At 61.0% G+C, this 18,696-nt stretch carries 14 protein-coding genes; 7 read left to right on the top strand and 7 right to left on the bottom strand.

Annotated features, from left to right (window positions below):
• Positions 1-29: 29 nt before the first annotated feature.
• Positions 30-608, bottom strand: a complete 579-nt coding sequence (locus GEI7407_RS04515; protein ID WP_015170947.1) for an Npun_F5749 family FMN-dependent PPOX-type flavoprotein — start codon at positions 606-608, stop codon at positions 30-32.
• Between the two features lie 325 nt (positions 609-933).
• On the opposite strand from GEI7407_RS04515, the gene nrdJ reads away from it, so the two are divergent.
• From nrdJ to GEI7407_RS04500, 3 genes are all read left to right on the top strand, one after another.
• Positions 934-5,187 carry a ribonucleoside-triphosphate reductase, adenosylcobalamin-dependent gene (gene nrdJ / locus GEI7407_RS04510; protein WP_015170946.1) on the top strand — a complete coding sequence of 1,418 codons (4,254 nt, stop codon included), beginning with the start codon at positions 934-936 and terminating at the stop codon, positions 5,185-5,187.
• 40 nt (positions 5,188-5,227) lie between these two features.
• Positions 5,228-5,557 carry a hypothetical protein gene (locus GEI7407_RS04505; RefSeq protein ID WP_315863838.1) on the top strand — a complete coding sequence of 110 codons (330 nt, stop codon included), beginning with the start codon at positions 5,228-5,230 and terminating at the stop codon, positions 5,555-5,557.
• Positions 5,558-5,858: 301 nt separating this feature from the next.
• Complete coding sequence (locus tag GEI7407_RS04500) at positions 5,859-6,131, top strand: RNA-binding protein (RefSeq protein ID WP_015170944.1); 273 nt, start codon at positions 5,859-5,861, stop codon at positions 6,129-6,131.
• A 60-nt stretch (positions 6,132-6,191) separates the two neighbouring features.
• Here the strand turns inward: GEI7407_RS04500 and argC are convergent, their stop codons facing one another.
• Positions 6,192-7,250 carry an N-acetyl-gamma-glutamyl-phosphate reductase gene (gene argC, locus GEI7407_RS04495; protein ID WP_015170943.1) on the bottom strand — a complete coding sequence of 353 codons (1,059 nt, stop codon included), beginning with the start codon at positions 7,248-7,250 and terminating at the stop codon, positions 6,192-6,194.
• A gap of 408 nt (positions 7,251-7,658) precedes the next feature.
• Between argC and ribBA the strand changes: the two genes are divergently transcribed.
• Positions 7,659-9,368: a bifunctional 3,4-dihydroxy-2-butanone-4-phosphate synthase/GTP cyclohydrolase II gene (gene ribBA / locus GEI7407_RS04490; RefSeq protein WP_015170942.1), complete on the top strand. Its 1,710-nt coding sequence runs from the start codon at positions 7,659-7,661 to the stop codon at positions 9,366-9,368.
• Here ribBA and GEI7407_RS04485 read toward each other — a convergent pair.
• Positions 9,365-11,641, bottom strand: a complete 2,277-nt coding sequence (locus tag GEI7407_RS04485) for an ATP-dependent helicase (RefSeq protein ID WP_015170941.1) — start codon at positions 11,639-11,641, stop codon at positions 9,365-9,367. The genes ribBA and GEI7407_RS04485 overlap by 4 nt on opposite strands.
• A 143-nt stretch (positions 11,642-11,784) precedes the next feature.
• On the opposite strand from GEI7407_RS04485, the gene GEI7407_RS04480 reads away from it, so the two are divergent.
• Positions 11,785-12,426 carry a MotA/TolQ/ExbB proton channel family protein gene (locus GEI7407_RS04480; protein WP_015170940.1) on the top strand — a complete coding sequence of 214 codons (642 nt, stop codon included), beginning with the start codon at positions 11,785-11,787 and terminating at the stop codon, positions 12,424-12,426.
• Positions 12,413-12,817: a biopolymer transporter ExbD gene (locus GEI7407_RS04475; protein ID WP_015170939.1), complete on the top strand. Its 405-nt coding sequence runs from the start codon at positions 12,413-12,415 to the stop codon at positions 12,815-12,817. Before GEI7407_RS04480 ends, GEI7407_RS04475 begins: the two co-directional genes overlap by 14 nt.
• 115 nt (positions 12,818-12,932) lie before the next feature.
• Here the strand turns inward: GEI7407_RS04475 and GEI7407_RS04470 are convergent, their stop codons facing one another.
• From GEI7407_RS04470 to lepA, 3 genes are all read right to left on the bottom strand, one after another.
• Positions 12,933-14,315, bottom strand: coding sequence for a UDP-glucose/GDP-mannose dehydrogenase family protein (locus GEI7407_RS04470; RefSeq protein ID WP_015170938.1), 1,383 nt, complete (start codon positions 14,313-14,315; stop codon positions 12,933-12,935).
• A gap of 130 nt (positions 14,316-14,445) precedes the next feature.
• Positions 14,446-15,411, bottom strand: coding sequence for a UDP-glucuronic acid decarboxylase family protein (locus GEI7407_RS04465; RefSeq protein ID WP_015170937.1), 966 nt, complete (start codon positions 15,409-15,411; stop codon positions 14,446-14,448).
• A 527-nt stretch (positions 15,412-15,938) separates the two neighbouring features.
• A complete protein-coding gene (gene lepA / locus GEI7407_RS04460) occupies positions 15,939-17,744 on the bottom strand; it encodes a translation elongation factor 4 (protein WP_015170936.1) in 1,806 nt (601 codons plus the stop codon).
• Positions 17,745-18,180: 436 nt separating this feature from the next.
• On the opposite strand from lepA, the gene GEI7407_RS04455 reads away from it, so the two are divergent.
• Complete coding sequence (locus tag GEI7407_RS04455; protein WP_015170935.1) at positions 18,181-18,417, top strand: hypothetical protein; 237 nt, start codon at positions 18,181-18,183, stop codon at positions 18,415-18,417.
• Here the strand turns inward: GEI7407_RS04455 and GEI7407_RS21305 are convergent.
• On the bottom strand, positions 18,414-18,584 hold the full coding sequence (locus tag GEI7407_RS21305) for a hypothetical protein (RefSeq protein WP_190274174.1): 171 nt from the start codon (positions 18,582-18,584) through the stop codon (positions 18,414-18,416). The two genes, GEI7407_RS04455 and GEI7407_RS21305, sit on opposite strands and share 4 nt — an antisense overlap.
• Positions 18,585-18,696: the final 112 nt, after the last annotated feature.

Below are 18,696 nucleotides of genomic sequence, written 5' to 3'. Positions count from 1 at the left end.
CTTTGGGGGGGCTCTAAGCTGTCTCTAGCTCAGGGATTGATGGACTGCACCACCCACTCTTCGTGTTCGAGGTGGTAGCGCCAGCGATTTTGCGGCTCGCCTCGCAGCTCTAGGTGATCCACCCAGGTCGGCTCGAGCTGAAGCAGGCAGAAGTCGGCGACAGGAACGTCGGGGTCTGGCAGGGGCGGCGCAAAGTCAGCGGCCTCTGCGCGGGCGTAGCCGGGATGGGGCCAAGCAAACTGGATTCGGGCGTTGTCTGAGAGCGATCGCCAGCTGTCTTGGCGCTCCTGCTGACGCTGCGGCTCCGGCTCTGCCCCATCGATCACGCCCAGGCGCCCCGACAGCCGAAACTGCTCCCGCGTCTTGGGAAAGTACCAGCACACTTCGGCCCAGGGCTGCTGATGCAGCTGGCTGATTTTTTCGCTGCGGCTGTCGGTGACAAACTGGAGCCGGTTGTCGCCTTCTCGAAAGCCGCGAAACACCACGGTTCGGTTGGCAGGGCGCCCGTCGGGCCGGACGGTCGCGAGCTGAAGATAGCGGGCGTAAACCAGGGAGCGGTTGCGGTGCAGAGCCCGACTCAGGGGCGATCGCCAAGGCGCAAGGGTCATTCTGTGAAGTTCAACGTTGCACAAACAGAACCCAAGTATCTTAGCGAGATTCCCAGAAAAGGGGCATTTGGCCGCCAAACTCCTGTCCAAGCCCCGGCTTTCGGCCTATTTTTCTCCAGCCAATCGCTAGCCAAATTGGTATCATGACTCCTTTGCTCTGGATGCACTGCCAGGGGTGACGCCCTTCAGCCAGCGCCTTTGCATTTTGCTTCAGAGCCCTTCATCCCGATGGGTAATTGAGTTAAAGTTAAGTTTCTTGACGCTAGCGATAGCGTCTAAACCGGCATTATTGACGCTTTTCACCATACATACCAAGAGTTTCCCCATGGTCCAAGAGCTTGAGCGATCCCGTCAGAGTGGGGAGTTCCCCGAGAACGCTCCCACCGCCTATCCGGTGTTCTACCGCACCTACAGCCGCCGCACCGACAATGGGCGCGAGACCTGGAATGCAGTGTGCGATCGCACCGTTCGCGGTCTGACCAAGCTCGGCAAGCTGACCGCCAAAGAAACTGCCCTCCTGCTCAAGATGCAGCAGGAGCAAAAAGCCCTCCCGTCGGGCCGCTGGATGTGGGTTGGCGGGACCGAGTGGCTGGAGCGCCCCGAAAACTTCTCGGGCGCCTACAACTGCACCAGCACCAACGTCATCGACTGGCAGGCCTTCGGCCTGATGATGGACCTCGCGATGATGGGCTGCGGCACCGGCGCCATTCTGGAGCCGGAGTACATTCGCCAGCTGCCAGTCATCCGCAACCGCATCACGGTCCGCTCCCAGGGAGCCATTGGCACGACGCCCGCTGCAGAGCGCCGAGACCTTACCGAAGTTCTGATCGACGGCAACCATGTCACCCTCCACGTGGGCGACAGTCGCCAGGGCTGGGTGAAGTCCTACCAGACCATTCTGGAGCTGTCCAGCGATGAGCGCTTTGACGCAGAGGTGACGGTCACCGTTGACCTGAGCGATGTGCGGCCCTCGGGCGAGCGCCTAAAGGGCTTCGGCGGAGTCGCCAACCCCGTGAAGCTGCCAGAACTCTATGAGCGCTGCGCCAATATTCTCAACAAGGCGATCGGCCGCCAGCTCACCTCGGTGGAGTGCTGCCTCCTGATCGACGAAGCAGCGGTCTGCATCGTGGCCGGAAATGTCCGCCGAAGCGCCGGTATGCGCCAGTTTGCCGCCGATGACGCGCTGGGAGCAACGGCCAAGGACAATCTGTGGCAGCAGGATGAAGCGGGGAACTGGCGCATCGATCCAGAGCGGGACGCGCTGCGGATGGCCAACCACACCCGCGTTTTCCACCACAAGCCGACGCGCGAGGAGTGCGTGGAGGCGGTGCGCAAGCAGTTCTATTCGGGAGAAGGGGCAATCCAGTACGCGCCGGAGGCGATCGCCCGCTCCAGCGCTGATTTGCTCACGCACCCCGATATTCGCCAAGAGTTCCTGGAGGTCTACACTTCCCTGGGCAAAGAAGAAGCCCGCCGCTGGCTGAAGAATTTCCGCCCGGAAATGAGCGATCGCGAGGTGGAGCACCGCCTCCAGCGCTACGGCCTGAATCCCTGCGTGACCGCAGATACCTGGGTCCACACCGGCGACGGTCCTCGCCAAGTCAAGGACCTGATCGGGGTTCAGCACAGCACCTACGTCAATGGCGAGCTGTTTAGCACCACGCCTGCTGGTTTCTTCTACTCCGGCACCAAGGACGTGCTCAAGCTGACAACCCAAGAGGGCTACAGCCTGCGCCTAACCGGCAACCACAAAGTCTTGAAGGTGACGGCCCAGACCCAGAAAGCTCAATACACCGACTGGGTGGCAGCTGAAACCCTCCAACCCGGCGATCGCGTTTTGCTGCACAACCACCGGGGCCTACAGCCTTGGGCTGGCCAAGGTACCTTGGCCTCTGGTCAGCTGCTCGGCTCTCTAGTCGGCAGCGACAGCTTGGCTCAGGCAGTGGTGGCCAAGCCCGCTTTAGTCCGCACGCAAACCCTCACCCGTAAAGCCCTCAATTCTGGAGAGGTTGCTAGTCTCGCCACGGAGTTTGGCGTCATCCTAGACCAACCAGCCGTCACTTCCGCCATAGAACAAGGGAGCTACGAGTTTTATCAAGGCTTTTTGCAGGGGCTGTTTAGTGCCCATAGCCGCATTCAGAGCAGCCCGACCGGAAGCGTCAGTGTGCGTCTCGCTCAAAGCAGTCTGGCGGATCTGCAAGCGGTGCAGCGAATGCTGGGACGCCTGGGAATTGTTTCTGCGATTGACGCTAGGTCAGGAGCTCAGCCCGAGTTGGCGATCGCCAATGACAACCTCGCGATCTTTGCAGCACTCATCGGCTTCCAGGACCCTGCAAAGACAGCGCAATTAGCCGAGGCTTCGGCGCAGTATGGGCGCGAGCGGTTTACCGCGACAGTGGCTAGCGTTGTGCCTGATGGTGTCGAGGCGGTCTACGACTGCACCGTGCCCGGTCCGGCCCGATTTGACGCCAATGGCCTAGTCGCCCACAACTGCGGAGAAATCCTGGGGGCTGATTTCCACTGCGTTGCGGGCTCCACACTGCTGATCACCCGCGATGGTCTGCACCCCATTCAATCTCTGGTGGGACAAGCGGTGGAAGTATGGAATGGTCGCCGCTGGAGCCAGGTGGTTCCTGTTCAGACAGGGCGAAACCGTCAGCTTTATCGAGTCACCTTTGGGGATGGCACATCGCTGGATGTGACCGCCAAGCACCGCTTCTTTGTGGGCGATCGCTTTAGCAGCACCTACACCGAAGTGACTACCGAGGAACTGAGCGATCGCCTCACCAGCCATCCCTACGCCTTGCACACAGAGCCGTTCAAGATTGACTACCGCGACGGCAAGTTTGTCGATCCCACCTGGGCCTATACCCTCGGTCAATTGGTCGGTGATGGCTCGCTGTGCAAATCCCATGGCAAGCCCCAGCTTCAGTTGCGGCTTTACGGGGTCAAGAGCTATCAGAGCCTTGCCTTGGCAGGACGGACCTCCGGCACGCCGCGCTACTACGCCCAAAACCCAGAAACGCCCTGCTTGCTGTACACGGGCTTCCACGAAAACTTTGATCCGGAGCAGGTACGCGCCCTCAAGGGCGAGGCCCAAGCCCTTGAAGCCCTAGCAAGCTGGAACCGCGAAGGCATCTTGCATTTCATCGCCGGACTCATTGATGCCGATGGCTCGGAGACTTCCTCTGGCGGCGTACGGCTCTATGTTTCTGACTATGACCGAGCCTACCGCCTGTACCTGCTGCTGCTGAAGTGCGGCATTGCCTCCTCGATCAACCTCATGGCCAAGGCCGGCAGCAAAACCAACCTGGGGGTCCGCAAAAAGGATCTGTGGTATCTGCAAATTACCGACTGTGCCGCCATTCCCTGCCAGCGAGTGGATACCTCCAGAGGCCATGCGCCCAAGATCAAGGGCAAGTGGCAAGTAATCCGCTCGGTGGAACCCCTGCCGGGACAGCACGATAGCTACTGCTTCAACGAGCCGGAGTTTCACAAGGGAGTCTTTGGCGGTACTCTCACCGGACAGTGCAACCTTTCGGAGGTGCACCTAAACCGCATCGATCCGCAGAACCTGAATGAGCAGGCAGAAGCCTTTACGGCGGGGGCGCTCTCTGTGGCGGCGCTGCTCAACCACCAGTTCCAGGAGCCGCGCTATCAGGACTCTCGAGAACTCGATCCCATCGTGGGGGTTTCCTTCACGGGGCTGTTTGATTTCTTTGTGACGGCTTTTGGGTCAGACTGGCTGCGCTGGTGGGAGGCAGGGCGTCCTGACACCCCCGAGGGCGCAGAGTTCCGGCGGAAGGAGGCAGAGTACCTGAGCCGCTGGCGCGAGATCGTCCACGCGGCAGTGTGGGACTACTGCGATCGCCACGGGATCAAGCGGCCCAACCGCTGCACCACGGTCCAGCCCTCCGGCACCAAGTCGCTGCTGACCAGCGCAGCCCCAGGCTGGCACCCCCCCAAGGCCCAGCGCTACATTCGGCGGATCACCTTCCGCAAGAATGACCCGGTCGCCCTGGCCTGCATTGATTTTGGCTACTCAGTGGTGCCCTCGCAATCAGATAAGGATGAGCAGGGCAATTTGCTCAACGATCCTTTCGATCCGCGCTGCACGGAGTGGCTGGTAGAAATCCCGGTAGAAGTGCCCTGGGCCAATCTGCCAGGGGCAGATCAAATTGATATTTCTCAGTTCTCGGCTGACGCACAGTTTGACTTCTACATGCAGGTGCAGCGGCACTACGTGACCCACAACACCAGCGCCACCATCGAGCTGCGGGAAGGCGAGATCGAGAGTCTGGGCGATCGCATCTTCCAGGCGATCGAGGGAGATGAAGGCTACATGTCAGCGGCTCTGCTGGCCCGCTTTGATGACCTGCAAACCTTCCCCCGGCTGCCCTTTGAGCCGATCTCGAAGGAAACCTACGAAGCCATGCTGGACGCGGTCAAGCAGCGCCGCGCAACGGCAGACTTCCACGCCGCCCTCAGCCGGTACGACCTGGGCGAAATGGCCGAGGCTGGACCCGCTGGCTGCGACTCCGACAAGTGCCTACTGCCTGAGCAGCAGCCCAGCAACTAGGGCTAGTCAGGCTAAGTCCGTATCTCGAAGCGATCGCCGCTTGGGGTCATTCTCCACGGCGATCGCCCTCTACCGAATCCCGGCGATCGCGCTAGGATTCCTTGTAGAAACGCCTTTTCCAGAAGGCCCCAACGCTTTCGCCAAGGATGCAGCCATGTTTTTGACCGAACTAACCCCCCTCGTGCGTGAGTTTTCCCAGAACCCCGTTGCCTTCACGGGCGGTCTTTTTTCCGGTATTTTTCGCCTGAGCCTCACCGAAGACCCGGTCCGCAGCTGGCTCGATCAGCAAGCCGGTCGGCCCAGCGCTACCCCCTCCAACAGCAGCCAGAACGGCAAGGGAGACGGTCCGCAGTCCATCACCATCGACTAGCGGCACTCGCCAATATTAAGAAGTCCTGACAATGCGCCTCCAGAATCATCTGCGGGGCGCAATTTTGTAGTGTAGGCGATCTTTTGGGCCAAAAAGGTCGGGCTATGATGGGTCCCAACCGCAGATTGGCTGGGATATAGCGCTTTGCAGCGCGATCGCCCTTGATTTCACTCTGTCCCCGGTTTTGTCCCTTGTTTGCCCAGAGGTTTTCGCTGAGCGCGGGGCAAAACGGCAGCCCAGAAGGCGATCGCCCACAGCGCTGGCAACTGCGGCCCGCTGTTTGGCCTACTGACTGATTTTTATGACTATTTACGTTGGCAACCTGTCCTACCAAGCGACAGAAGAGGATGTTCGGAGCGTCTTTGCGGAGTACGGCACCGTCGAACGAGTGGTCCTGCCCACCGATCGCGAAACAGGCCGGATGCGGGGCTTTGCCTTTGTGGACTTGACCGATGACAGCACAGAGGACTCCGCCATCGAGGAGCTCAATGGCGCTGAGTGGATGGGACGCCAGCTGCGAGTGAATAAAGCAAAACCCCGAGAGGAGTCTCGGGGAGGCAGCTTCCGGCGCTAGAACTTTGGGTTTGGCCAGGGAAGCGCGATCGCCCTCTCTGGCCCATCGCGATCGCCGCGATTATGGATAGAACGACAGCTGGGGCAAGCCGAGGGTCTCTTCTAGGCCCAGCATCAGGTTGAGGCACTGGACCGCTTGGCCTGCCTGACCTTTCACCAAGTTGTCGATCGCAGACATCACGATCACGCGGCCCGTCCGGGGGTCCACCTCGATGCCGATGTAGGCCAGGTTGGTGCCTGCGGCCCACTTGGTCTGGGGATAGGTGCCGCTGGGCAGCAGCTTCACCCAGGGCGAGTTGCGATAAAAGGCAGAGTAGATCGTCAGCAAATCTTCGCGCACCAGGCCCGGATCGCGGAGCGTGGCGTACACCGTGGAGAGAATGCCGCGCACCATGGGCATCAGGTGGGGCGTAAACTGCACCGTGACCTCATGGCCCGCCAAATCGCTACAGATTTGCTCGATTTCGGGGGTGTGGCGGTGGCGGGCGACGCCGTAGGCGCTCACAGAGTTGTCGGCCTCAGCCAGGAGCATGCCGACCTTGGCCTGACGGCCGCCGCCGGAGGTGCCCGACTTGGCGTCGATCACGGTGCTGTCAGGCAAAATGAGGCCTTGCTTGAGCAGGGGCGCTAGGGCCAGCAAACTGGCCGTGGGGTAGCAGCCCGGGCAGCCGACCAAGGACGCTTCGGCAATGCGATCGCGGTAAAGCTCAGGCAAGCCATACACCGCCGTTTCAGCGATCGCGCCATCTAGGCGATCGCCTCCGTACCAGGACTTATAGGTGTCTAGATTGAAAAATCGGTAGTCCGCCGACAAATCCAGCACCTTGCACCCCTTCTCCAGCAGGGTCGGGGCGATCTGGTGGGCCAGACCATTGGGCAGCGACAAGAACACGGCTCGACAGCGCTGGGCGATCGCCTCCAGATCGATCGGCTCGATCGTCAAATGGACCGCATGACCCAAGTGGGGATAGAGGTGAGAAAACGACTTTCCCGCGCTGCTCTCACCGCCCAAATAGGCCACCTCAATTCCTGGATGGTCCATCAGCAGGCGAACCAACTGCACACCGCCATAGCCTGAGGCACCTATAATCCCAACCGGTACCTGCCCAACGTCACCCATAACACCAAATTCCTGTGGAGTTTTTTGACAGACTACCCGTCATCACAACGGAGAATTTTGGGGTTTTCCAGAGAGAGACTGTTTGGCCTCTCTAAGACTGATTTCCCCTCAGTGAATACCCTGATCCAAGAACACAACCGTCCTGATTGAGCCCTCAAACTGCCTCTTTATCGGGAATTTATCCCTTAGTTGCCCGCCGATGGCTCAACTATACTGCAAAAAAATACAGCCCATGAGCCACCTTCAGGCTTTTGGTTGGGTCGGGCTCAGACCCAGCTTTTGACTCTCCCTTAGGGCCGTCAACCTCCGTGGTAAAGGCGATCGCCCCAAAGGTTCTGGGAAGACAAGATACAATCAGAACTACCTATTAAGAAACCTTAACAGTTCTTTCGCTTCACCATTTCTCTAGTGGAACCGCTTCACCAATCCGACTCTTTCACACCCGCCCCGCAGTTTGACAGCATTGCTGCTGCCCTCGCCGACCTCAAGGCTGGGCGCGCCATCGTCGTCGTCGATGACGAAAACCGCGAAAACGAAGGGGATCTCATTTGCGCGGCCCAGTTTGCCACCCCCGACATGATTAATTTCATGGCGGTCGAAGCCAGAGGGCTGATCTGTCTCGCCATGACGGGCGATCGCCTTGACGAGCTGGATCTGCCGTTGATGGTATCGAATAATACCGATCGCAATCAAACGGCCTTCACCGTCAGCATCGACGCCGCCCCCCATCTCGGCGTCAGCACCGGCATCTCCGCCGAAGACCGGGCGCGCACCATCCAGGTCGCCATCAACCCGGCCAGCAAGCCCTTCGACCTGGCGCGGCCAGGACACATCTTCCCGATCCGGGCCCGCGAAGGCGGCGTCCTCAAGCGCGCCGGCCACACCGAAGCCGCCGTCGACCTGGCCCGCATGGCGGGTCTGTATCCATCGGGCGTCATCTGCGAAATCCAGAATCCCGACGGCTCCATGGCGCGGCTTCCCCAGCTGCTGGAGTACGCCCGCCAGTTCAACCTCAAGATCATCAGCATCGCGGACCTGATCAGCTATCGGCTCCAGCACGAGCGCTTTGTGGTGCGCGAGACCGTGGCTGACCTGCCCAGCGAGTTCGGCCACTTCAAGATCTACGGCTACCGCAATATCCTGGATAACTCGGAGCACGTGGCGATCGTCAAAGGCGAGCCGGACCAGTTCTCGGCGGGCACGGTCATGGTGCGGATGCACTCGGAGTGTCTGACGGGGGATTCTCTGGGCTCCCTGCGCTGCGACTGCCGGATGCAGCTCCAGGCAGCGATGAAAATGATCGAAAACGCGGGCCAAGGCGTGGTGGTCTATCTGCGCCAAGAAGGGCGGGGCATTGGCTTGATCAACAAGCTCAAGGCCTACTCGCTGCAAGACATGGGCCTGGACACGGTGGAAGCAAACGAGCGCCTGGGCTTTCCGGCGGACCTGCGCAACTACGGCGTGGGAGCGCAGATTCTCAACGATCTGGGGGTCAAGCAGATCTGTTTGATCACCAACAATCCCCGGAAAATCGCCGGTCTCAAGGGCTACGGGCTGGAGATGGTGGACCGGGTGCCGCTGCTGATCGAGGCAACGCCTTACAACTCCAGCTACCTGGCCGCCAAGGCCGAAAAGCTGGGCCACTTGCTGCTGCAAACCTACCTGACGACGATTTCGATCCGGTGGCGCGATGAGCCGCTGAGCGTGAAGGAGCGCTACGAGCGGCTCGAGCGCATTCGTCATCTGGGGCGATCGCACGATCTGCTGGTGCAGGAGGAGGCGCGGCCGGTGGCAGTGGGCCTCTTTGGCAAAAATTCCCTGACAATCCATCTGGGCCTCGACCAAACCGGACTGGCGACACAGGACTGGTACCGCCAGCCCAACCATCCCTACGGTCAGGCGATCGCCCAAATTCTCGATCGCCTAGCCACCTGGGCCCAAATTGAGCAGCTCGAGTTCTTGCTGGCGGCGGGGGTCGACCCCCTGACCAACCTCCAGGTCCAGCTCGATCGCCAGAGCTTCCCCCTCAGCCAGCCGCCCTCGACCCTGAGCGATCGCTGGGAAACCCAGCAAATCTACAGCTTCTGCCAGACTGCTGACGCCAAAACCGTGAGCTAAGAACCCTTAGCGGCGGGGACAGAGGCGATCGCCTCCGGAAACTGCTGCCGGAGGGCCGCTATCACTGGGCAGGGCCGCTGGTCTTCTAGGTTGCCGGGCTTGTTCCAGGTGAAGGGGGCCTTTTGGGCTGCCGACATCCACAGCAGCCGCTTGGCGCGGGTCATAGCCACGTACAGCAAGCGAAACTCTTCGGCGGTCTTGAGGTCGGCAGCTCGCTGCCAGGCGGCCTCGCTACCGGGCAAGGGGAACTGGCGGTGCAGGCTGGCGCGAATCTGGGCCCGGGCCACCTCCGACAGCATAAAATCTCCCAAAAACTGGGCCTGGGGCAGCACCCGCAGATTTCCCGGCAAAATATTCTCGTGCAGGAAGGGCAAAAAGACGTAGTCCCAGTCCAGGCCCTTGGCCTTGTGCATGGTGATGATCGTGAGCTGCCCAGCTCGGGTGTAGCGCTCCTCGCTGTTTTCGGCCTCCACCGGCTCGAAGCGCTCGGAGCTGACAATTTCGCTCAGGGCGCTCAGGATGGCCCCCAAAGCGTTATCCCCCGCTGTTTGCTGCACCAGGCGCGTCGCCAGCTTGTCGGCGGTGGCCAGCTCGCTCGACTCGTAGTCGAGGGTAAAGGCCAAGAAGGTAATGAGCTGATAGGACGGCAGCTCCTGGCGCGCCCGCAGAAGCCCCGCACAGTAGCGACGGGCCGCCGCGACGGGCTCCGCCTGGGGCGGATCCAGGGGGCTGGGGTAGAGAAACCGCTCGGGCTGGCTGGCGATCGCGTCGAGATCCTGGGACGGGATCTGTCGGCGATCGCTGAGGACCTTCAGGGCGGCCTTCAGGTAGTCCGGCGAGTGGGGCCGCTCAATAAATTGCAGCAGGGCCAGCATTTCACTGGGAATGTGCGACTGGCGATCGCGGGCGCCCGCCTCGTACACCGGGATGCCGTGCTCCTTCTCCAGATAGGCCAGAGCCTGGGCCACAAAGCGCCCCTGCTTGTTTTCACGCACCAGCACCGCCCCATTGGCCGTCGGGTTCTCCGTCAGCAGGTGCCGCACTCGCTGGCCCAGCAACTCCAGGGTGTGATGAATGTCCCGAGGCGTCCACAGCTCCAGACCGCCCCCCGTCGGGGCTGGGTTGGCGTTGGCCTGGGGGTCGTCGGGAGGCACGGGCTCGATGCGCTGGGGCCGAAAGGGCTGCTCGGAGCCCGCCAACTGAGAGCGATTTACCCATTCCAGGACGAAGTTGGCCGCCGCCAAAATAATCGGGCTGCTGCGGCCGGCCTGGGTCATCTGGGCCAGGCGGTTTTGGGTCTGGCACTGGGCGCAGAACTCCCGGAAAAAGATCGGGTCCGCCGGGGTAAAGGTGGAGTTGATGGCCTGATTGGGGTCGCCCACCCGGATCAAGTTGGGCTGATCCGGCTGTTCGGGGTCCGTGGCCAGGATTTCGAGCAGGCGCGTTTGCAGCGGCGTCGAGTCCTGGGCTTCGTCCTCAAAGACCGCGAAGGTGTGGCTCTGCCAGAGGTGGCGGGCGCTCTCGTTTTCGAGGACCCGCAGAGCCGCCAAGATCATTTCGTCGTAGTCGATCAGGCCCCGCGCCCGCAGGAGGGTTTGGTAGTGCTCGTAGAGGCCAGCGGCGATCGCCAGCACCGACAGCTCGTCCGGAGCGTCAGCCTCGAGGGCCCACAGGTCCTGGGGCGTCAGGCCGGAGCTTTTGGCCTCGTGGATCACCGTTTGGGCCAGGTCCGGCAGAATGCTGGTGCGCAGGACTGACTGCCGCCGCAGCCGCTCGGTTTCTTCGCCGTCGAAGGCGCGGCCCTCCAAGAGCCGCTGGTAGCGCAGGGGATTTTCGGCGATCCACTGATCGACGCAGGCCCGGATCAGGCGATGGTTCTGAGAAGGCGAAACCAGGGTGACGCTCTCCAGATTCAGGCCCGACAGCTCGGGGTGGCGATTGGCGATGTGCAGGGCCAGCCCGTGCAGGGTGTGGACCGTAAAGCCCGTGGGCGGCAGAGAGAGGGCCTTGAGCTTTTCGCGAATCTTGGCTTTGAGGTTGGCGGCGGCGGAGCGGGTAAAGGTGACGACCACCAGCTGACGCCGCAGGTTGAGCTGGTGACGGGCGATCGCGATCGCGGCGGCCGTGGCCATCCCCGTGGACTTGCCCGCGCCCGGGACCGCCGACACCGCCAGCGAGCCGCCCTGCCAGTCGGCCAGGGGACGCTGGCCCGCTCGCAGGCTATCCCGCAGGTGGGCAATTGCAAGTTCTTGGGGCGTAACGACGGAGGTCATGGCGGCGGCAAAAGGTGCTTGCCCTAGCTTAACGAGGCGATCGCCCCAGTGACAGCCTTATAGAAGGCGATCGCCCAGCCCCCGCTTCCGGTAAGCTAGCCTTGCAGGAGCACGCGGTCGTTTTTTCGCTCCCTTTCGAGGCTATGGCTAATCTTTTCATCCTGGGCGGGGTCGTCATGTGGCCCCTGCTGGGCTTCTCGGTTTTGGCCGTTGCGCTGATTCTTGAGCGGGCGGCATTTTGGTTTCGGATTTTGCGGCGACAAGACCGCGTCGTGCGGGAGTCCCTCGGGCTCTATCGACGCAGTTCCCAGCAGGCGTTCAAGTTTTTAGAGCAGCACGCCGATCTGCCCATTGCCCGCATTTTTTTGGCGGCGCTGGAGCTCGATCGGCCGAATCCAGAGGAATTTCGGCTGGCCCTCGAGAGCGCGGCTCAGGCCGAGCTGCCCTTGCTAAAGCGCTTTGGCACCATTTTTGAAACCATCGTGAGCGTGGCTCCCCTGTTGGGCCTGCTGGGCACGATCTTGGGCCTGATCAACTCCTTCTCGTCCCTGCGCCTGGGAGACCTGGGGGGCAGCAACAGCGCCGGAGTAACCGCAGGCATCAGCGAGGCCCTGATTTCCACGGCAACGGGGCTGGTGGTGGCGATTTTCACCCTGCTGTTTGCCAATGCGTTTCGCGGCCTCTACCGTCGCCAAACCGCTCTGATCCAGGAGTACGGCGGCCAGCTGGAGCTGCTGTACCGCCGTCGCTACGAACGCGGAGATGTGCCCTATGCGCCTTCCTGAAGAGCCCGAAGATCAAATGCAGATCAACATCGTGCCGATGATCGATGTGATCTTTGCGATTTTGACGTTTTTCATTATGTCAACGCTGTTTTTGACCCGATCGGAGGGGCTGCCGGTGAATCTTCCCCAGGCGGGCAGCGTCCAGAGCCAGCCCCAGGGCCAGATCGTGGTGACCATTACCCAGGAGGGTCAGCTCAGCGTCAATCGCCAGTCTGTGCGCCTGCCCGATCTGACCAACCAGGTCGAGGCCCTGCTGGAGGCGAACCCTGAGTCCATTGTGGTGATCAATGCCGATGAGCAGGTGCCTCACGGTCAGGTGGTGACGGTGATGGACCGGCTGCGATCGCTCCCCGGCGTCCGGCTGGCGATCGCGGCCAAGCGCCCCTCCTAGAACCACGCCCCTTGAACCCAGCATCCACAAAAAGCGCCCCCTTCCTGCGAAGAGGGCGCTTTTTGGAATATTGGGAGCCTGGCGCTAGCCCTTCATCGCGCCAGCAGCGTCGCCCTTAGTGGCCAATGCCGACGTACTGGAAGCCCAGCTCTTCGAGGGCCTGGCGATCGAGGAAGTTGCGGCCATCGATGATCACCGGGCTGTTCATCAGGCGGGCCATCTTGGCGTAGTCCAGGGTCTTGAACTGAGCCCAGTCCGTCACCAGCACCAGCGCGTCGCAGCCGTCTGCCAGGCGATCGGGGTCCGTTTCGACGTGGACGCCCGTCAGGCCGTGGCGCAGCCCCGTCTGGGACACCAGCGGGTCGTAAGCCTTGACCCGAGCCCCCAGGCGGTTCAGGCTCTCGATCAAGATCAGCGCTGGCGCGTCGCGCATGTCGTCGGTGTCCGGCTTGAAGGTCAGACCCAGCAGGCCCACGGTCTTGCCCTTGAGGATTTTCAGCACCTGCTGGAGCTTCTCCACGGCGATCAGGCGCTGGCGCTGGTTGACGCTCACAGCGGCCTTGAGCAGCTGCGCTTCGTAGCCGTAGTCGTCTGCGGTGTGGACCAGGGCAGAGACGTCTTTGGGGAAGCAGGAGCCGCCCCAGCCGATGCCTGCCTGCAAGAACTTGTTGCCGATGCGGGAATCTAGACCGATGCCCTTGGCCACCTGGGTCACGTCCGCGCCGACGCGATCGCAGATGTTGGCCACTTCATTGATGAAGCTGATCTTGGTTGCCAGGAAAGCATTGGCCGCGTACTTGATCATCTCAGCCGAGCTGAGGTCGGTCACCACCACCGGCACCGGCGGCAGGGCCTTCTCTTCGGCGTACTGGCGCTCGACAATGGGCGTATACAGCTCCTGCATCAGGGCGATCGCCCGCGAGCTGTTGCTGCCCAGGACGATCCGGTCCGGGTTGAAGGTGTCATAGACCGCCGAGCCCTCCCGGAGAAACTCGGGGTTGCTCACCACGTCAAACTGCGCCTCGATCGCCGGGGCTTCGCTGCCGCCGCCAGCGCCCACCAGGGACTTTTGGCGCTCGGCCATGCCGTCGAGCACGATCATGCGCACCCAGTCTCCGGAGCCGATGGGCACCGTGGACTTGTTCACGATCACCTTGTAGCCCTTGTGGAGATTGGCACCGATGCCCCGCGCCACTGCCTCCACGTAGCGGGTATCGCTCTCCCCGGTCGGCAGCGGCGGCGTTCCGACGGCGATAAACAGGATCTCGCCGTGATCCACGCCTGCCGCCAGATCCGTCGTGAACTCGATTCGCCCTGCCTGAATACTCGACTGCATCAGCTCCGACAGCCCCGGCTCGAAAATGGGGGACTGCCCTGACTTCATCAGCTTGACTTTTTCCTCGTTGTTGTCAACGCAGATGACGTTGTGACCAATGTGGGCCAAGCACACGCCCGTTACAAGGCCGACGTATCCGGTACCAATGACACAAACACGCATGGGAATCAATCCTCAAAACAAGGCAAATGATTTACAAAAACTGACAGGGCCGAGACGCACAAGTTGCCCTTTTCTGTTTGCGGGCGATCGCCCGGCCTGTCCGGAGCACTCAACAACCGTCCTCAAATTCCTAGGACAGCATCGACGGCTCAGCCGCCTCTGCTCCTTCCGCCAGTAAGCGCCGGCGGAAATCCTCAATCATCAAAGGCAGCCCCTCCTCTAGCGGCACCTTGGGCTCCCAGCCCAGCCACGTGCGCGCCCGGGTAATGTCGGGCTGGCGGCGCCGGGGGTCATCCTGGGGCAGCGGCTCAAACTTGATCGGCACATCAGGGTTGACAAACTTTTGGACCGCCTGGGCCAGCTCCAAAATCGTGTACTCGCCTGGGTTTCCCAGGTTGACCGGCCCCACATGGTCGCCGTTCATCAGGCGGATCAAGCCTTCTACCAGGTCCGAGACATAGCAAAAACTGCGGGTTTGGGAGCCCTCGCCGTACACCGTCAGGGGCTTGTCGCGCAGGGCCTGAGCCACAAAGTTGCTCACCACTCGGCCATCGTTTTCGAGCATCCGAGGACCATAGGTGTTGAAAATCCGCGCCACCCGAACTTCCACGTCGTTTTGGCGATGGTAGTCAAAGGCGAGGGTTTCTGCGACCCGCTTCCCTTCGTCATAGCAGCTGCGAATCCCGATGGGGTTGACGTTGCCCCGATACTCTTCGGGCTGGGGGTGAACTTCGGGATCGCCATACACCTCGGAGGTGGAGGCCAGCAGCAGGCGCGCCTTGACTCGCTTGGCCAAGCCCAGCATGTACATCGTTCCCAAAACGTTGGTTTTGATGGTTTTGACTGGGTTGTACTGGTAGTGCACCGGTGAGGCAGGACAGGCCAAGTGATAGATCTGGTCGACTTCCAGGCGGATGGGCTCTGTGATGTCGTGACGAATCAGATCGAAGGAAGGGTGACCCAGCCACTGCTGAATATTGCGCTTGCTGCCGGTGTAGAAGTTATCCAGGCAGATGACGTCGTGCCCTTCAGCCATCAAGCGATCGATGAGGTGGGATCCAATAAAACCAGCACCACCTGTGACCAAAATTCTCATAGTTGGAAGCTAAGGATAAAAATCACGAACCAAAACACCCAATAGAACGCTTTGTGGGAAACTCTGACATCACTGAGGACGGTTTTTGAGTCTCAGTTTATTAATCTCTCCCATTGTGCGAAGGAATTCAGAACAAATACCCTGACTGATAAGCACAATCAATCCAAAGCATTTTTTTGAAATTACCGCTTGGAAAGTCTATCCCAGGCAAGGTGCCAATTAGTTGCATCCTCCAAAAGTCTTGATATAGAAGCGTTTTAGCCGATTTGCCGAGAATTTGGGCGGTTGCGGCTACCCTAGGGTACCCGACGTGCCCGGCAGAACAACATCTCTGGGATAGGTTCTTGGGAGAGGAAAGAAACCCTCAGAATTTGAAATTTTTGATGGTGATTTCTACCCTTTGGCTCTGATATCTGGGAGCGATCGCCCACAAAAAAGGGCTGCCTACCGGGAGGTAGCGTCAGCCCAATCTGTGTACTTCAGCGATCGCTCTTTTGGCGATCGCCAAAAGAAAGTTGCCCCGTCACTTATTCGAGGCGAAGCACGGCCATGAAGGCTGACTGCGGAACGTCCACGGTTCCGATGGACTTCATGCGCTTTTTACCTTTGGCCTGCTTTTGCAGCAGCTTTTTCTTCCGGGAGATGTCGCCGCCGTAGCACTTGGCCAAGACGTCCTTGCGCAGGGCCGGGATGCTTTCGCTGGCGATGATGCGGCTGCCAATGGCGGCCTGGAGCGGAATCTTGAACTGGTGGCGCGGGATGAGTTCTTTTAGGCGCTCGACCAGGGCGCGGCCCACGGGGTAGGCCTTGTCGCGGTGCACGATGGTGGCCAGGGGATCGACGCGATCGCCGTTGATCATGACGTCGAGGCGCACGAGGTGGTTTTCGCGGTAGCCAATCCACTGATATTCCATGCTGGCGTAGCCGCGCGATCGCGACTTGAGCTGGTCAAAGAAATCCGAGACCACCTCTGCTAGGGGCAGCTCATAGATCAGCGTGGTGCGCTCGGGAGTCAGGTACTTCATATCTTTGAAGTCGCCGCGCCGGCTCTGGCACAGGTCCATCAGCGCCCCGACGTAGCTCTCGGGGGTAATGATTTCGACCTTGACGTAGGGCTCCTCGATTTTTTCCCGCTCTTGGGCATCGGGCAGGGTGCAGGGGTTATCGATGTAGAGCTCTTCGCCCTTGAGAGTCGTGACGCGGTAGACCACCGACGGCGCTGTGGTGATCAGGTCTAGGTCGTACTCTCGCTCTAGGCGCTCCTGGACGATCTCCATGTGCAGCAGGCCCAGGAAGCCGCAGCGGAACCCGAATCCCATGGCGCTGGAGGTCTCGGGCTCGTACTGGAGGGCGGCGTCGCTGAGCCTGAGCTTTTCGAGGGCTTCGCGCAGCTCCTCGAACTGGTCGGAGTCCGTGGGGAACAGCCCGCAAAAAACCATGGGCTTGGCTTCGACATAGCCAGGCAGGGGCTTGGTGGCGGGCGCAGAGGCCAGGGTAATGGTGTCGCCGACCCGCGCATCTTCGACGGCCTTGATCGCCGCCGCGAAGTAGCCCACTTCTCCAGCGTGCAGCTCGTCTACCGGCGTCTGGATGGGCGCGAGGACGCCGAGCTCGTCGATTTCGTACTCTTTGCCGGAGGCCATCAGGCGCACGCGATCGCCCTTGCGCACGGTGCCGTCCATGACGCGGAAATAGACGATCACGCCCCGGTAGCTGTCGTAGTAGCTATCGAAAATCAAGGCCCGCAGGCGATCGCCGGTGGTGTCTTGGGGCGGTGGCACACGATCCACGATCGCCTCTAGGATTTCGGCGATGCCGATGCCTGCTTTGGCCGAGGCCTCGATCGCGCCGCTACAGTCGAGGCCGATCACTTCCTCGATTTCCCGCTTTACGCGGTCTGGATCGGCTCCGGGCAGGTCAATCTTGTTGAGAACGGGGATGATCTCGAGGTCATGCTCGAGGGCCAGATAGACGTTGGCCAGGGTCTGGGCCTCGACCCCCTGGGAGGCGTCCACGACGAGGAGCGCCCCTTCGCAGGCGGCCAGCGATCGCGACACTTCGTAGGAGAAGTCCACGTGGCCGGGGGTGTCGATCAAGTTAAGAACGTACTGCTCGCCATCCTGGGCCACATGGTTCATGCGAGCGGCCTGTAGCTTAATGGTGATGCCCCGCTCGCGCTCTAGGTCCATGTTGTCGAGGAACTGTTCCTTCATCTGGCGATCGCTGACGGTTTGGGTCACCTGCAACAAGCGATCGGCCAGGGTGGACTTACCGTGGTCGATGTGAGCAATGATCGAGAAATTTCGAATTCGAGAGACAGGGACGTCAGTCATAGGTTTTGGAGCTTTTCAGGCCGCACATCGCGGGCAAATTCAGAGGCAACCTTTGTGTGACAAAGCGTTACATTGCCATTTTAAGGGTCTTCCTCGTCTTGGGACAGAGGGCAAGCCCGCAACTTATGGATCTAGGGCAGCTCAGCAGGCAGCCCCAGGGTCAGGGAATCCGGATTCAAGCCGAAGGGCGGTGCTCCGCGGCTCCCAGCGCCCGACATTAAGATTTGGTGAGTAATGGGGATGCTGGGGCGCTGCGGGCGCGATCGCCCGAGGCGGAGGCGTACAATGGGGGCATCTCTCCTCAGATGCTGCGGCTTTGTATCGTTGGCGACTCGTGGCTGTTGAGCGCTTCGTTTGGAGGCGATCGCCCTCCCTGGTCACCACCGGAAGCCCTTCCGATCGCTACCCCTCTTTTGTTCTCCTCTGCCGATTTGCCATGGACCTCAATCAGCCCAGCACCCGTTCTCGCCGTCCCGCCGACAAGGTCGAGGTCTCCATTCGCCTCGATCCAGAGCTGCTGGACCAGATTCAGCATTTGACCCACGACCCCAGCAAGGTGATCGAAGCCGCAGTGCGCCAGTGGCTGCGGGGCGAAGGCCGTCGCGAGGCGGACTTGAGCCGCTCTTTGCCGCGCAATCCGCCGGTGCCGCCTCGCGGGGAATGGAACGACTAGCCTCCAGGGCGACCCCCGTCTGGACGATCGCCCCCAAAGTAGCCTAGGATGGCGCTGAAATAGGTTTTGAGCGCTGGGCTGGGGAGCAAATCCTGGCCCGTGGGGCGATCGCCCCACGATTTCGCAGACCGCGTGGGCGCCGAGTCAGGGTGAACGGTTCGAGACAACGCAACTTGAAAGAACGCGCGATGAGCCCCAATGTCTGCTGGCGAACCGTTTTGGATCCTTGTCAACCCTACTCCAGCCGACGCTGATGACTGCTTCTGCTGACTTCCACGT

Source organism: Geitlerinema sp. PCC 7407 (assembly GCF_000317045.1).
In the GTDB taxonomy this organism is placed as follows: domain Bacteria; phylum Cyanobacteriota; class Cyanobacteriia; order PCC-7407; family PCC-7407; genus PCC-7407.
Note: the sequence above shows the minus strand (reverse complement) of the source record. Positions and strands in the feature narration are given on the sequence as shown.

What these genes read in the sequence shown, in the direction of transcription:
- GEI7407_RS04470 (WP_015170938.1), bottom strand. Translation starts at nt 14,315, where the DNA reads ATGCGTGTTTGTGTCATTGGTACCGGATACGTCGGCCTTGTAACGGGC.
- GEI7407_RS04515 (WP_015170947.1), bottom strand. Translation starts at nt 608, where the DNA reads ATGACCCTTGCGCCTTGGCGATCGCCCCTGAGTCGGGCTCTGCACCGC.
- GEI7407_RS04465 (WP_015170937.1), bottom strand. Translation starts at nt 15,411, where the DNA reads ATGAGAATTTTGGTCACAGGTGGTGCTGGTTTTATTGGATCCCACCTC.
- GEI7407_RS04485 (WP_015170941.1), bottom strand. Translation starts at nt 11,641, where the DNA reads ATGACCTCCGTCGTTACGCCCCAAGAACTTGCAATTGCCCACCTGCGG.
- nrdJ (WP_015170946.1), top strand. Translation starts at nt 934, where the DNA reads ATGGTCCAAGAGCTTGAGCGATCCCGTCAGAGTGGGGAGTTCCCCGAG.
- GEI7407_RS04500 (WP_015170944.1), top strand. Translation starts at nt 5,859, where the DNA reads ATGACTATTTACGTTGGCAACCTGTCCTACCAAGCGACAGAAGAGGAT.
- GEI7407_RS04455 (WP_015170935.1), top strand. Translation starts at nt 18,181, where the DNA reads ATGGACCTCAATCAGCCCAGCACCCGTTCTCGCCGTCCCGCCGACAAG.
- GEI7407_RS04480 (WP_015170940.1), top strand. Translation starts at nt 11,785, where the DNA reads ATGGCTAATCTTTTCATCCTGGGCGGGGTCGTCATGTGGCCCCTGCTG.
- lepA (WP_015170936.1), bottom strand. Translation starts at nt 17,744, where the DNA reads ATGACTGACGTCCCTGTCTCTCGAATTCGAAATTTCTCGATCATTGCT.
- argC (WP_015170943.1), bottom strand. Translation starts at nt 7,250, where the DNA reads ATGGGTGACGTTGGGCAGGTACCGGTTGGGATTATAGGTGCCTCAGGC.
- GEI7407_RS04475 (WP_015170939.1), top strand. Translation starts at nt 12,413, where the DNA reads ATGCGCCTTCCTGAAGAGCCCGAAGATCAAATGCAGATCAACATCGTG.